Annotated in this window: 13 protein-coding genes; 8 read left to right on the top strand and 5 right to left on the bottom strand. The window is 64.4% G+C overall.

The window, feature by feature from the left end; genetic code table 11:
* Positions 1 to 37: 37 nt before the first annotated feature.
* Positions 38 to 820, bottom strand: a complete 783-nt coding sequence (badI, locus tag AC1DN0_RS14855; protein ID WP_441633819.1) for a 2-ketocyclohexanecarboxyl-CoA hydrolase — start codon at positions 818 to 820, stop codon at positions 38 to 40.
* Positions 821 to 864: 44 nt separating this feature from the next.
* Complete coding sequence (gene badH / locus AC1DN0_RS14850) at positions 865 to 1,632, bottom strand: 2-hydroxycyclohexanecarboxyl-CoA dehydrogenase (protein WP_441633817.1); 768 nt, start codon at positions 1,630 to 1,632, stop codon at positions 865 to 867.
* 135 nt (positions 1,633 to 1,767) lie between these two features.
* On the opposite strand from badH, the gene AC1DN0_RS14845 reads away from it, so the two are divergent.
* Positions 1,768 to 2,286 (top strand): MarR family winged helix-turn-helix transcriptional regulator, encoded by a 519-nt coding sequence (locus AC1DN0_RS14845; protein ID WP_441633868.1) that lies wholly within the window; start codon positions 1,768 to 1,770, stop codon positions 2,284 to 2,286.
* A 70-nt stretch (positions 2,287 to 2,356) separates the two neighbouring features.
* Here AC1DN0_RS14845 and AC1DN0_RS14840 read toward each other — a convergent pair whose 3' ends face one another.
* The gene (locus AC1DN0_RS14840; RefSeq protein ID WP_441633866.1) at positions 2,357 to 3,343 is read right to left on the bottom strand and encodes a tripartite tricarboxylate transporter substrate binding protein; all 987 of its coding nucleotides are present in this window, start codon (positions 3,341 to 3,343) and stop codon (positions 2,357 to 2,359) included.
* Between the two features lie 350 nt (positions 3,344 to 3,693).
* On the opposite strand from AC1DN0_RS14840, the gene AC1DN0_RS14835 reads away from it, so the two are divergent.
* Positions 3,694 to 4,035, top strand: a complete 342-nt coding sequence (locus tag AC1DN0_RS14835; protein WP_441633815.1) for a DUF190 domain-containing protein — start codon at positions 3,694 to 3,696, stop codon at positions 4,033 to 4,035.
* Between the two features lie 20 nt (positions 4,036 to 4,055).
* Here AC1DN0_RS14835 and AC1DN0_RS14830 read toward each other — a convergent pair whose 3' ends face one another.
* Positions 4,056 to 5,540 carry an MDR family MFS transporter gene (locus AC1DN0_RS14830; RefSeq protein WP_441633864.1) on the bottom strand — a complete coding sequence of 495 codons (1,485 nt, stop codon included), beginning with the start codon at positions 5,538 to 5,540 and terminating at the stop codon, positions 4,056 to 4,058.
* Between the two features lie 305 nt (positions 5,541 to 5,845).
* On the bottom strand, positions 5,846 to 7,906 hold the full coding sequence (locus tag AC1DN0_RS14825; protein ID WP_477111314.1) for a methyl-accepting chemotaxis protein: 2,061 nt from the start codon (positions 7,904 to 7,906) through the stop codon (positions 5,846 to 5,848).
* A gap of 952 nt (positions 7,907 to 8,858) precedes the next feature.
* On the opposite strand from AC1DN0_RS14825, the gene AC1DN0_RS14820 reads away from it, so the two are divergent.
* From AC1DN0_RS14820 to AC1DN0_RS14795, 6 genes are all read left to right on the top strand, one after another.
* Positions 8,859 to 9,182: an RNA chaperone Hfq gene (locus tag AC1DN0_RS14820; RefSeq protein ID WP_441636470.1), complete on the top strand. Its 324-nt coding sequence runs from the start codon at positions 8,859 to 8,861 to the stop codon at positions 9,180 to 9,182.
* Positions 9,183 to 9,443: 261 nt separating this feature from the next.
* A complete protein-coding gene (locus AC1DN0_RS14815; RefSeq protein ID WP_477145816.1) occupies positions 9,444 to 11,141 on the top strand; it encodes a flagellin N-terminal helical domain-containing protein in 1,698 nt (565 codons plus the stop codon).
* Between the two features lie 116 nt (positions 11,142 to 11,257).
* Positions 11,258 to 11,623 (top strand): flagellar protein FlaG, encoded by a 366-nt coding sequence (locus AC1DN0_RS14810; protein WP_441636474.1) that lies wholly within the window; start codon positions 11,258 to 11,260, stop codon positions 11,621 to 11,623.
* A 51-nt stretch (positions 11,624 to 11,674) separates the two neighbouring features.
* Positions 11,675 to 13,171, top strand: coding sequence for a flagellar filament capping protein FliD (gene fliD / locus AC1DN0_RS14805; RefSeq protein ID WP_441636476.1), 1,497 nt, complete (start codon positions 11,675 to 11,677; stop codon positions 13,169 to 13,171).
* A gap of 33 nt (positions 13,172 to 13,204) precedes the next feature.
* Entirely contained in the window at positions 13,205 to 13,633 is a 429-nt protein-coding gene (gene fliS / locus AC1DN0_RS14800; RefSeq protein ID WP_441636478.1) for a flagellar export chaperone FliS, read from the top strand.
* 1 nt (position 13,634) lies between these two features.
* Positions 13,635 to 13,970, top strand: a complete 336-nt coding sequence (locus AC1DN0_RS14795) for a flagellar protein FliT (RefSeq protein ID WP_441636480.1) — start codon at positions 13,635 to 13,637, stop codon at positions 13,968 to 13,970.
* Positions 13,971 to 14,022: the final 52 nt, after the last annotated feature.

Raw genomic sequence — 14,022 nt, 5'->3', positions numbered from 1 at the left:
GCCGTGCGGCCGCGTTGCTTGTGCCAGCAACGGCGGATTACTTCGCGTACTTGCGGAAATCGGGCTTGCGCTTTTCCTGGAAGGCGGTCACGCCCTCGCGCGATTCCTCGGTGTCGTAGTAGAGCTTCAGCGCGTACATGCCCATGCCGGCAATGCCGCTCTGGTGGGCGGTGTCCATATTGAAGGAACGCTTGGCGATGGCCAGCGCGGTCGGGCTCTTGTCCATGATCTCGTCGCACCATTTCTGCACTTCGGCATCGAGTTGCTCATGCGGGACGACTGCGTTGACCAGCCCCATGGCAAGGGCTTCGGCGGCCGGATAGCGCCGGCACAGGTACCAGATCTCGCGCGCTTTTTTCTCGCCCACCACACGCGCCAGGAACGCCGTGCCGTAGCCGGGATCGACCGAGCCGACCTTGGGACCGACCTGCCCGAACACGGCCTTGTCGGACGCGATGGTGAAGTCGCAGATCGTGCACAGCACGTTGCCCCCGCCGATGGCGTAGCCCTGCACGCGCGCGATCACGGGCTTGGGCACGTCGCGGATGGCGTTGTGCAGTTCTTCCATCGGCAGGCCGATGGTGCCGCGTCCGTCGTACTGGCCTTCATGGGCGGACTGGTCGCCGCCGGTGCAGAAGGCCTTCTCGCCGGCGCCGGCCAGCACGATGGCGCCGATGGCGCGGTCATAGCCGGCGCGATTGATCGCGTGGATCAGTTCGTCACAGGTGCGCCCGCGGAATGCGTTCATCTTCTCCGGGCGGTTGATGGTGATCCAGGCTGCGCCGTTGCGCACTTCATAGAGGATGTCTTCGTATGGCATGGTGTGTCTCCGTTGTCGTGGTGGGTGCCGGATGCTGGCTGCGCTCATCCGTTCATGGTCAGGCCGCCAGACACGCTCAGTACCTGGCCGGTAATGAAGGCCGCGTCATCGCTGGCAAAGAACACGATCGCGCCGGGCAGGTCGTCCGGCTGGCCGATGCGGCCCAGCGGGATGGAGCGGGTGAAGGCTTCCATCAGCTTTTCCGGGTTGCCAGCGCCTTGCTTGTAGTCGGCGAACAGCGCGGTGTCGGTCGGGCCGGGACACACCACGTTGACGGTGATGCCGTGGCGCGCGTGCTCGCGCGCGATGGTCTTGGAGAACGACACCAGCCCGCCCTTGCAGGCGGCGTACACGGCTTCGCCGGAGGAGCCCACCCGCGCCGCGTCGGAAGCAATGTTGACGATGCGCCCGCACTTGCGCTCCACCATGCCGGGCAGCACGGCGTGATGCATATGCAGCGCGCCGGTCAGGTTGATGGCGATCAGGCGTTCCCATTGCGCCGGTTCCGTCTTGGTGAACGGCTTGAATACGTCCCAGCCGGCGTTATTGACCAGGACATCGACGGGGCCGAGCTGGCTCACGGTGGCGGCAACCGCGGCATCCACGCTGGTGCGGTCCGTAATGTCACACTGGAACGCCTCGGCCCGGCCGCCTTCTTCGCGGATCCGGGCGGCGACCTGCCCTGCGGCGTCGAGGTTCAGGTCCAGCACGGCCACGGCAGCGCCTTCGCGCGCAAAGCGACGGCAGGTCGCCCCACCGATGCCGCCACCACCACCGGTCACGATGACCGTCTTGCCTTCGAGTCTTTGCACAGTGTTCTCCTTCCAGGTCCAGGGTGCTATCGTGCGGCTTAAACGTCGCGCGTCAGCGGTTAAATACGTCAATATATTGACGTATACTAGGCTGGCAACTGGACCAATGCAAGTACGACTACCCAGGAAGTTATGATGGTTAACCCCGATTTTGATGATGATCTTGCTCCGGCGGCGCGCATGGAGATGGCAAACAGGCTGTTCTTCCGCCTGTATCAATGCGCAAATATGTTGCATAAAACGGGATCAAGAGCCGTCGAGGCCGAAGGCCTGACCACGCAGCAGTGGGCGGTACTGGGCGCCCTATCGCGGCCGCAGGCGGCCGAGGGCATGAGCGTGGGGGACCTGGCGCGCTACCTGATGGTTAGCCGGCAGAACCTGTCCGGCCTGGTGGGCCGCATGGAGCGCGACGGCCACCTGAGCCTGGCGCCGGACGGGCGCGACCGGCGTTCGCGGCTGGTCACGATGACGGAGACCGGGCGCCATGTCTGGCTGAAGCTGGCGCAACCCAAGATCCGCGACTACTACGAGCGGGCGCTGACCGATTTTTCAACGGGCGACATCACGCACACGCTGCATTACCTGCTCAAGCTGCTGGAGAACATGAAAGCACTGGATGCCGAAGGGCCTGTGGCGGACGAAGCGCCGGAGTAATGGCGGAGGGCGTGGAGGACTACATGAAAGACATGCCGGCGCGGACGATGCGCGTGCGCGCCGGCATGCGTTATTCGGCCTTGATGCCGTGGGCGCGGATCAGTTCGGCCCAGCCCGCGCTTTCCTGGCGAATGCGCGTGGCGAGCGCGTCGGGCGTGCCGGCGACCGGCTCCATGCCTTGCCGCGCGAGTTCTTCGCGGGCCGCCTTGCCGCCGAAGACCGCGCGCACGTCGGCATAGAGCGCATCGGCCACCGGCGCCGGGGTGGCGCGCGGCAGCAGCAGCGCATACCAGGAGCTGACCTCGATGCCACGCACGCCCTGCTCCGCCAGGGACGGGATGGCAGGCGCCGCGGGAGAGCGCGCGGCCTGGGTGACGGCCAGTGCACGCAACGCGCCGGAGCGGATAAACGGCGCCAGCGTGGGCAGCGTGCCGAACAGGATCGGCACGTGCCCGCCCACCACATCGTTAAGCGCCTGCGTGGTGCCCTTATAAGGGACATGCAGCAATGCGATGCCCGTCTGCTGGCGGAACAGCTCGCCCGCCAGGTGCAGGCCACTGCCCACGCCGGGACTGGCATAGCCTAGCGGCGGATTGGCGCGCTGCGCCAGCGCCACCAGCTCCTGCACCGAACCGGCCCGCACCGAGGGATGCACCGCCAGCACATTGGGCGAACTCGCCAGCAGCGAGACCGGGCGGAAGTCCCGCTCCACGTTGTAGGCAAGCGCGGGGAACAGCGTGGGATTGATGGTCAGGTTGCCGGCAGGCGCGACCAGCAGCGTGCAGCCGTCGCCCGCGGCGCGGCGCACGGCGTCGATGCCGATATTGCCGTTGGCGCCAGGCTTGTTGTCGACCACCACGGTGACGCCGCGCCGCTGGTGGAGGCCTTGCGCGAGCGTGCGCGCCAACAGGTCCGCCGGGCCGGCTGCGGGGAACGGCACGACTATGCGCAGTGCGCTGCAACTGCTGGCCGCATCCGTCCCGGCGGCACGCGCGGCCGGAACAACGCCTTGCCACAGGCCGGCAATCGCCAGGCACGCGAGCGCCGTCCCGCGCATCGCGCGCGCGATCTTTTCTTCACTCTTCGGATATTGCACTTCGGAAGGCCTGCTCAAGAGTCTGGGGTATTGGTGATGCCGCAACGAAGATATTTTGTTTCACTAAAGAAACATGGTTCTTCTATTGAAACAAAAGAAAATATAGCCCGTCCCTGCAGAGGAAGGGACTAGGGTTATCCCCAGGTTCACGTGGTGCATCAGGGAACCGGCCGCATTGGTGAAGTCCGGTGCGCCCGCAATGGTGCGCGCGGCGGCTGGCCTAAACTGGAAACAGCACCCTGACACGACAACCGTCCATGCCACGGTCGCGGCACGCGGACGCCGTTGCGGGGCGCGCACGGGAGGTTATCGTGCAAGGCTTCCAGCTCACGCTGTTCACCATCGAGAACCGGCGTCACCACGGCAAGCAGTTGTCGCACTGGTTGCTGCAGGTTCTGAGGGACCTGCATATCCGCGGCGCCACGCACACGGTGGCGGCCGAGGGCATCGGCCATGACCGCCGCTTTCACACCTGGCATTTCCTGGAACTGGCCGACCGGCCGGAAGAAATCACCGTAATTGCCACGGAAGAGGAGGTGCAGCGTTTGTTCGACCGGCTGGCCGAGGAAGACGTCCAGGTGTTCTACGCGAAGACGCCGGTGGAGTTCGGCTTCCTGGGGAAAGGCGCGCCAGGCGCGCAGGCCCGCCCCTGAACTCGCCGGCGGCGCCCGCCTTAATCGATGCTCGCCGCCACGCTGGTGCTCGTGCTGCCGCGCAAGGCGGCTTCCGGCAGGCGCGCCACCAGGAATGGCGCCACCAGCGACACGGCGGCGCTCAGCAGGAACAGGGTGCGGAACGCCGCTTCGGCGGCGGCGCGCACCGCGCCCGCATCGGCCGTATCGCCGCCTGTCATGGCACGGTGGAACATGCTCATGAGGATGTCTTCGCCGCCGCCCAGGTCCGATACGCCCATGCCGCCACGGCGCAACAGCGCGATCAGCACCGTGGTCAGCACCGCCACGCCGACCGCGCCGCCCAGCATGCGCGAGAAGGCGGTCAGCGCCGTGGCCACGCCCACCTGGTGCGCGGGCACGGCGTTCTGGGTGGCCACCAGCCCGCTGGGCAATTGCAGCCCGATGGCCAGCCCGAGCGTCACCATCACCAGCCCGGTCAGCACGACCGCATGCGGATCGACGAACGCCAGCGACACGATCGCCAGCGGCGCGACCAGCGAGCCCACCAGTTGCAGCGGCTTGTAGCGGCCACTCCATGACATCAGCCGGCCCGAGAAAAACGCCCCGAACGGGATGGCCAGCGTCAACGGCACCAGCCGCAGCGCGGCCGTGTCAGCCTGCACGCCGCCCACCACCTGGAAGCGCAGCGGCAGCAGCACGGACATGGCGATCAACTGGAAAAAGCACAGGAACAGCGTGATGCAGCAGATCGCGACCGTCGGCACGCGCAGCATGGCCAGCGGGATCATCGGGTCGCTGACCCGCCGCTCCTGCCACACGAACAGCACCATGGCGACCAGGCCTGCCGCCAGCAGGCCAACGGTCTGCGGCGTCGCGGCCGAATGGCCCTGCCCGAGCCGGGTCAGGAACACCAGCACGCCGGTCAGGCCACCCCCGAACAGCAGCGCGCCAAGGTAATCGATGCGATGGCGGCGCCCGCCCGCCGGCAGGTGCTTGAGCGCGCGGCGGACCACCACCAGCGCGACCAGCGCCAGCGGCAGGTTGATCCAGAAAATCCAGCGCCACGACAGGTAGTGCGCCAGGTAGCCGCCGATCACCGGGCCGGCCATGCTGGCCACGGCCCACACGCCGCTCACGTAACCCTGGTAGCGGCCACGGTCGCGCAGCGGTACCACATCTGCGATGGTGGCTTGCGACACCGAGATCAGGCCGCCGCCGCCCAGCCCTTGCAGGATGCGCGCGACGATCAGCTGCGGCATGGTCTGCGCCAGCGCGCAGAACACCGAGGCCAGCAGGAACAGCACGATGGCAAACGACAGCACCGAGCGCCGCCCCAGCACGTCCGACAGCTTGCCGTAGATCGGCGTCACCACCGTCGAAGCCACCAGGTAGGCCGAAACCACCCACGCCATCTCCTCGAAGCCGTTGAGCTGCAACGCGATCTCAGGCAGCACCACGGCGACGATCGATTGCTCGAGCGCCCCCAGCAGGATGGCCAGCATCAGGCCGAAGATGACCTGCATCACCGGCACCGGCGGCACGGCAGGGAGCCCGGACGCTGCATGGCCGTGGCTGCCAGCCTCCCCCGTGCCGGGGGCCGGGGATGCTGCGGACAGAGAGGGGAAGGATGGCGGGGAGACGGCGGGCATGGGCTGGCGGGAGAGAGAACGCACGGCGAGGGACACGGAGTGCGATGCCGCCGCGAACGGGCGGCATCGCTCCTTTCTGTTTTTTGTATACAAGGGCGATATTGTAGGCCTAAGCCTTTCGCCTTGCAGCCGCCGCCGGCAGGCTTGCCGGGCTCCGCGCCAGGACGGCGCGGCAGAACTCAGAAGGATTCCCAGTCGCCATTGGCCACGGCGAAGCCGCCAGCGGCCGGCGTGCGCGCGGCGCGGCGCGGCGCGGGTGCCGCTGCTACGGCGGGCCGGGCCGCGCGCGCGGCCGGCAGCGGCTTGGACACCAGCACGGGTTCGCGCTTCTGGTGCACCACCGGAGCACGGGCCTTGCTGGGCAGCGCAGGGGCGCGGGTAGTGCCGGCCGCGCCGGTGCGCGGTGCCGCCACCGCGGGCCGGGTGGCTGCCTTGGCGCCAGCGGCCGGGGCCGCGGGTGCTGAAGGTGCTGCCTGCACGGCTGGCTTCACCGGTGCGGCGCTGCCGGTCCGGACCGGGCGCGCCGTGCCCTGGCGTGCCGCCGGATGGCTCCTGGCGCCAGCGGAAGGATGGGGCGCCGGACGCGGGGCGGCCGGCGCCACGCGTGCTACCGGTACCGCTTGCGGCACCGGCATGCGCGCCAGTTCCCGTACCGCCTGGCGCGGCTGCGCATGCGCTTCTTCCGGAGCCACCTGGAAGCGGGACACTTCATCCACCAGCCCGGCGGCCTGCTGCTGCAGGCTCTCGGCGGCGGCGGCGGCCTGCTCCACCAGCGCGGCATTCTGCTGCGTCACGCTTTCCATCTGGCTGATGGCGAGGTTGACCTGCTCGATGCCGGACGACTGCTCTTCGCTTGCGGCGGCGATCTCGCCCATGATGTCGGTCACGCGCTTCACCGCCCCGACGATATCGTCCATGGTGCGGCCCGCGTCCTCTACCTGCTTGGCGCCATGGGCCACCTGACCCACCGAGCCACTGATCAGTTGCCCGATTTCCTTGGCTGCCGACGAAGAGCGCTGGGCCAGGCTGCGCACCTCGGCCGCCACCACGCTGAAGCCTCGTCCCTGCTCGCCGGCACGGGCAGCTTCCACCGCTGCGTTCAGTGCCAGGATATTGGTCTGGAAGGCAATCCCCTCGATCACGCCCACGATCTCGGCCACCTTGGCCGACGATTGCGAAATATGCTGCATGGTCTCGACCACGCCACGCACGGCGCGCCCGCCCTCGATCGCCACGCCCGAGGCACTCACCGCCAGTTCGTTGGCATGGCGCGCGTTCGCGGCATTCTGCTTGACCGTGGAGGTCAGCTGCTCCATCGAGGCCGCAGTCTGCTCAAGCGAGGCAGCCTGTTCTTCGGTGCGCTGGGAAAGATCGGTATTGCCGCTGGCGATTTCCCGGGTAGCGCCACCGATGGAGCGGGTCGCGCCCTGGATGCCGTGCACCAGTGCCGCCAACTGGCCAAAAGCGCGCTCCAGCGCGCCCAGCATGCGGCCCATTTCGTCATCGTTCTGCACCTGGATCGCGTACGTCAGGTTGCCGTGCGCCAGCGCCTGTGCCGCTTCCAGCGCATGGCGAGCCGGTCGCGTGATCGAGCGCGTGATGCCGATGCCCAGGGCCGCCGCCAGGGCCACCGCGACGGCGGCCAGGCCCAGCAGCAGGTTGCGGGCCGTCTCATAACTGGCGTTCGCCTCCTGCACGGCAGCCAGCGCAACCTTGCGGCCGGTCTCGGTCAGTTCGCTCAACTTGTCGAAATAAGGCGCCTGCGCCGCCGGCAGCGTCGCCACCAGCGCGCTGCGGGCACCATCGAACTCGCCGCCCTGCAACTGGCGCAGCACCATGTCGAGCTGGCCGTTATAGGCAGTGCGTGCCTCGGTCAGCCCCCGATACAACTCCCGGGTCTCCGGTCTGCCGGACGTGGACAGCCACTTCCCAAGTTCATCCAGCGTGACGCCCATTTTCTCGCGCAGCCCCGCGATCTCCCCGGCATTGCGCTTTACCGCAACCGGGTCCTCGTTCATGGTGGCATCGCGCACCAGAATCCCGATCCGCAACGCATCCTGCTTGACGCGCTCGATATCCAGCACCTTGAACAAGCGTCCCTCCACGGTGATGCGCATCGATTCGTTCATGGTGCGCAGAGACGTCATGCCCAGCACCGCCACGGCAACCAGCAGCAACGCCACCAGCGAAAACGCCACCGTCAGGCGCGCCCCAATGCCAAAGTTTCGCAACCAACGCATCTTCCCGGCTCCTTTTACTCTCATCGCGCGCGCTTTTCCGCGCCCCGGACAGATTTCCGGGACGACACCGCACCGCGGACTTAACGGCAGAGAGCGGGCCAAGCTTGAGGGCAACATCAAGACATTTCCGAAGAAAACGGAAAATACGGGAACAAAAGCAAATATGAGGGGGAAAAGCCCGGCAATTCGAACGATTGGCGGGATGCGACCTGTCGTCTAATGTTAACCAGGCGCTCCGAAGTGCTGCCAGCGGCGCATGCAGCCAAAGGCGCGCAACAAAACAAGTGGGCACGCAAAAAAAGAAGCCCACGCGCGGGGTGCTCGTAGGCTTTCCAGGACTGCTATGAGCCGAAAGGCTCGTTAGCGAATATAAACCTGCTTACATGAGGTGTAAATCCAATTTCTATCAGGGATAACTCTGATAGAAAAAGTGCTGGCGACGCCATTCAAGTGACGAATGGGCGGCATGGAAAACATCGCAACTGCAGGCCAGGGTCACCTTGCCGCCCGCAAACCTATGCTGAACGGGGGTTGCGGGCGCTGGTGACGTTGGGACTTGCCGCACATGTGCAAACAAGGCAAACCGCAGCATTGTGACGCAAGAGTATTATTAGAGGAAACTCTCGATCTCAGGTGCGCCCCCCCCCAACCGTTCCGATTTGTAAAATTTTGTTACCCTCGCGCCTGAAGTACCCCCCGTCTTTTCCGGCTGCCCCTGCCGCCAGCGTTTGCGGGGCAGCATCGGAGCCGCCGCCCGGACACACGTCGGGGCCGGACGTGATCCATGCAGCCAGATCCAGCGCCAGCACAGAGAGCGGATATTTCATCCCCCGCCGCACCCAGGCCACGCCGCAGCCCACCCCAGGCCGTGCTGTAACCCCCCTATTGCCCGGGCCCATATATTGGACCCTTGCCAGCCGCCAGAACCCGTGCGGGCTCTTCCGGAGACGTTGTGAACAAGAAGGAAACCAGGATCACCCGTCCGAGCAGGCAACTGCAGCAGCTGCAGTTCTCCACGCTCAGCGCCAGCCACAGCCCTGTCGTCGTACACCTGTCGAGCGGCATTCGCCTGCACGGCGTGATCGTGGCCTCGGACAACTATATGGTGCTGCTGGCGGAATCGCCGCGAGACCCGCAGCCGCAAGTCGTCTACAAGCACGCCATTGCCGTGATCACGCCCGCCCATGCGCCGGAGGCCATGGCGGCGGTGCCCGGGGCGGAGACTTCGCCGGAGTTTGTGAGTTTGTATACGCCACGGACCCGCAAGCGGAGATAACCAGGGAGGGCGCGCCAGCCGGTTGTGCGCACAAGCGGCGCAGCTTTCGTGCGATGGCCCCGCCCGCATCAGCCACCCCCAGAGCCGCTCGGAAGCTATCCGCGAAAAAACTTCTGCACATTGCCCCAAAGATCACACTAAATCTTTTCCCGCCCCGGTCGATAACCCTAACAACGGAGGCACTACACGCACTGCAACGCAGTCAGCCAACGTTACGGCACCCGCCGGACTGCATAAATCACTGCATATAGGAGTCGTACCATGGCGTCAGTCATTAATACCAATTCGTTGTCTCTGATGACTCAGAACAACCTGAATGCATCGCAATCGCAGCTGAACACGGCGATTCAACGCCTGTCGTCGGGCCTGCGCATCAACAGCGCCAAGGACGACGCAGCCGGCCTGGCCATTGCCAACCGCTTCACCGCCAACATCAACGGCCTGACCCAAGCCAAGCAAAATGCTAACGACGGCATCTCGCTGGCGCAAACGACTGAAGGCGCGCTGACCGAAGTCACGAACAACCTGCAACGTATCCGTACCCTGTCGGTGCAAGCAGCGACTGGTTCGAATTCGGCAGACGACCTGAAGTCGATCCAGGATGAAATCGGCCAGCGCATGGACGAAATCAACCGCATCTCCACGCAGACCGACTTCAACGGCGTCAAGGTACTGTCTGGCTCGGCAAAGCCCCTGAACATTCAAGTTGGCGCCAGCGACGGCCAGACCATCTCGGTGAATCTGCAGGAAATCAGCACGAAGACGCTGAACATGACCGGCTTCAACGTGTCTGGCACCGGCACGCCGAATACGGCCGCTACCAGCCAGGACCTGCTGGCAGCCGRCTTTACCGCAGGCGCAACGACCAACGGCACCACCGCCTACTCCAAGAATTACACTGGCGCTGACAGCGCCACGCTGGCCAATGTGCTCGGCAAGGTTGCTACTGGTGATACGGTCAACGACGCCGGCATTGCCACCATCGCAAACTACACCTATAACGGCACGGACTTCTCCTTTGCCGACACGGCACGTACTGCCGCGCGCATCTCGAGCGACCTGAAGCCGGCTGCTGGGAACGTTACCAATGTGTCGATCAAAATCGGCAACAATCAAGCGGTTTCCGCCAACATTGACAGCAATGGCATGCTGACCTCGGCCACCAGCGGTAACAAGCTGTTTGTGGACGCTGCAGGCAACCTGACCGAGAACGATCTGGCCGGCACCCTCACGCAGGCGGATATCAACAACGGCGGCGGCGCTGGCGACCTGATCAAGGCAATCGGCACATCGGGTGCAGCCGGTAAGTTGAGCTCAATCACCGTGGGCAACGCGGCCAACGCTCCCAGCTACGCGTTCACTGGCGGCGTTGCGACGGCAAATGCGACTAATCTGCATATCTCGGCCGCAGCCCTGACAACTCAGGTTCAAGCAAGCAACGGCGCCAATGCAATCACTACGGTGCTCGGTGGGGCTACCTACAYCACCGCAGCTGGCGGTGCGGTTACGACGGGTGGTAACCCGGTCAATGTTGATATGAACGGCGCGCTTACCACCAACACGGCCGAGAAGCTGTTCGTTCACAGCAACGGCCAGGTGACCGATGGCTCGGCGAACGCGGTATATGAAGACTCGGCGAACGCTGGGAAGTTCACCCTCAACGCTACGAGCGGTAAGACCTCCACCGCCAATCCGCTGGACGTCCTCGACAAGGCCCTGTCGATGGTTGACAAGCTGCGCAGCTCGCTGGGTGCGATCCAGAACCGTCTGGATTCCACCATCGCCAACCTTGGCACGACCATCACCAACCTGTCGTCGTCGCGTTCGCGTATTCAAGACGCTGACTACGCCACGGAAGTGTCGAACATGACCCGCGGCAACATCCTGCAGCAAGCCGGCACTTCGGTGCTGGCTCAAGCGAACCAGACCACGCAAGGCGTGCTGTCGCTGCTGCGTTAATGCAGTAATACGAAGCACCAGGGCCGGGCCACCACAAGCCCGGCCTTGTGCCGGAGGGTTTTCGCAGGGCCCCTTTGCCCTGCGAAAGCGTTTCGAACCCACCCCCGACAACGGTCATGGCAAATCCGACAAGCTTGATCCCGCCGCTGCCGCTCTCTCCGTCCCTGCCTCCCGCAGGCCGCGAGGGCACGCCCTCTGCCTTACCCGCGAGCGACAACAGCGCTGGCACGCAGGCTGGCGCAAACAAACAAGCAGCTCCTGTCATGACCGAAGACACTGCCATCCAGCACCTGAAGGATTTGTTGCGCACCACCGCATTCAATGTGGAGTTCGAAATTGACCAGGATACCCACCGCGTGATCACCAAGGTAGTGGACAAGGACACCGGCGACGTCATCAGGCAACTGCCCTCTGAAGAGGTCATGCGCATCGCCCACGCCCTGCAAAAGGCGCAAGGCTTGTTCGTACATCAAGAAGCCTGAGACCGGTAGCCGGCTCAGCCCCGTTTAAGCAATTTCCCGGATAAGAACGATATGGCAACCATCTCGAACCTTGGCGTGGGCTCCGGCCTGGACCTGAACACCCTGCTGGACCAGCTCACCACGGCGGAACAGGCACCGCTCACGGCCATCCAGAACCGGGCCACCAGCTATCAGGCGAAGCTGTCGGCCTACGGTCAGGTGCAGAGCATGCTGTCGGCATTCCAGGGGGCGGCTAAGCAACTATCCGATCCGAACTTCTTCAACTCGACGACCGCTACATCGTCCGCCGCCAATGTGCTTGGCGCGGTCGGAAGCACCTCCGCGGTATCGGGCACCTATGCTGTCAACGTGTCGTCCCTGGCACAGTCACAATCACTGGTGTCCGCCGGGCAGGCCAAGCTGACCGATGCGATCGGCACCGGTACCATTCATATCGACTTCGGGACGATCACCGGCGGTACGCTGGACCCGGTGACCGGCAAGTACACCGGTGCAACGTTCGCGGCGAATCCGCCGCCGGCATCCGGCACCAGCGGCTTCGACATCAAGATCGATAGCACCAACAACTCGCTGCAGGGCATCCGCGACGCCATCAACAAGGCCAATGGGGGGGTCACCGCCAGCATCGTCAACGACGGCAGCGGCACGCCATACCGTCTGGTGCTGACGTCCAACGCCACCGGCGCCAATAGCAGCATGCGGATCTCCGTAGCGGAGACTGACGGCGGCACAAAACTGTCTGACCTGGTGAGCTATAGTCCCGGCAAAAACCAGGATCTGACCGGCAATGAAGTGCAGAGCATGCAGCAAACGATCGTTGCCCAGAATGCACAGTTGACCGTCAACAATATTGCAGTCCAGAGCACCAGCAACACCGTGACCGACGCCATCCAGGGTGTCACGCTGTCGCTAACGCAAGGGGGAACCACCACGGTCACGGTGCAACGCGACGTCAAGACTATCCAGACGGCTGTGCAGAGCTTCGTCACCGCCTACAACAATCTGCAAAAGACCGCCGCGAGTCTGTCGAATTACGATCCCACCAGCCAAAGCGCTTCCCCGTTGACCGGCGATGCGACGCTGCGGCTGATTCAGGGCCAGATGCGCGGCATCCTGAACACGCCACAGATGGGTGGCTCCGGCGCGGTCACAGGACTGGCAAACATCGGCGTGACGTTTCAGGTCGATGGCACGATGGCCTTCGATGCCACCAAGCTGACCAGCGCATTGACCACGGATCCGAATGGTGTAGCCGGCCTTTTCTCCAACGCTAACGGCAAGGACGGCTATGGCAACCAGATCAATAGCCTGGTGACCTCGCTGACCGGCACCAAGGGCACCCTGACGAACGCGACGGATGGGATCACGCAAACGTTGAAGTCGCTTAGCGATCAATACAGCGAAACGCAGACCCGCATCAACGCCACCGTCGCGCAATACAAGGCGCAGTTCACGAATCTGGACTTGATCATGTCCCAGATGAACAACACCAGCAAATACCTGACCCAACAGTTCAATGCGCTGAACAACTCCAACAGCAGCAAGTAATACAACCCTTACCGAACGTGGGAATCGATCGCCATGTATGCTCGTCACGCCATTAATGCCTATGCCCAAGTCGGTGTCCAGACTGGCGTCATGGACGCCAGCCCCCAGAAGCTGATCGCGATGCTCTACGATGGCGCCCGCACCGCCATTGCCCAGGCGAAGTTCCATATGGCTGCCAGCGATGTGTCGGCCAAGGGCAACGCCATCACCAGGGCCATCAACATCATTGACAACGGCCTGAACGCCGCGCTCGATCACGAGCAAGGCGGTGAGATTTCGGCAGGCCTTGAACAGCTCTATGACTACATGACGCGGCGCCTGTTGCTGGCCAACCTGCGCAACGATCCCGCCCTGCTGACTGAAGTGGACGGCTTGCTCGGGAACCTGGCTTCCGCCTGGTCCGAGATGAGCAACGCCCCCGATGGCGCTACCCCACACCTGTCGCTTGTTACGGAGCGCTGAGATGACCGCATTGAGCCCGATCCTGCATTGCTACCGGGAACTGGAATTGCTTGCCGAGCAGATGCTTGAGCTGGCACGTGCCGGGAACTGGACTGCAATGGCCGAACTGCAGCAGGTCTACACCGTCCAGGTGGATCAACTCCGCCGCATGGACCACAGCGTGCCCATTTCGGATCGCGAACGGATGGACCGGTATCAGCGGCTGGAGCGCATCCTTGGCTACGACGCTGCCATCCGCAACCTGTTGACGCCGGAGATGAACAGGCTGGGCGCGCTGCTGGGCAATGCGCGCCGCCAGCAGGATCTGCATCACGCCTACGGCAGCGTTGCCGCCTGAGGCAACGCTGCGCGACCCGCACGCCAGAAACGCTCAGAACGCTAAAGGCTGA

The organism is Cupriavidus sp. 05N39 (assembly GCF_056397325.1).
Note: the sequence above shows the minus strand (reverse complement) of the source record. Positions and strands in the feature narration are given on the sequence as shown.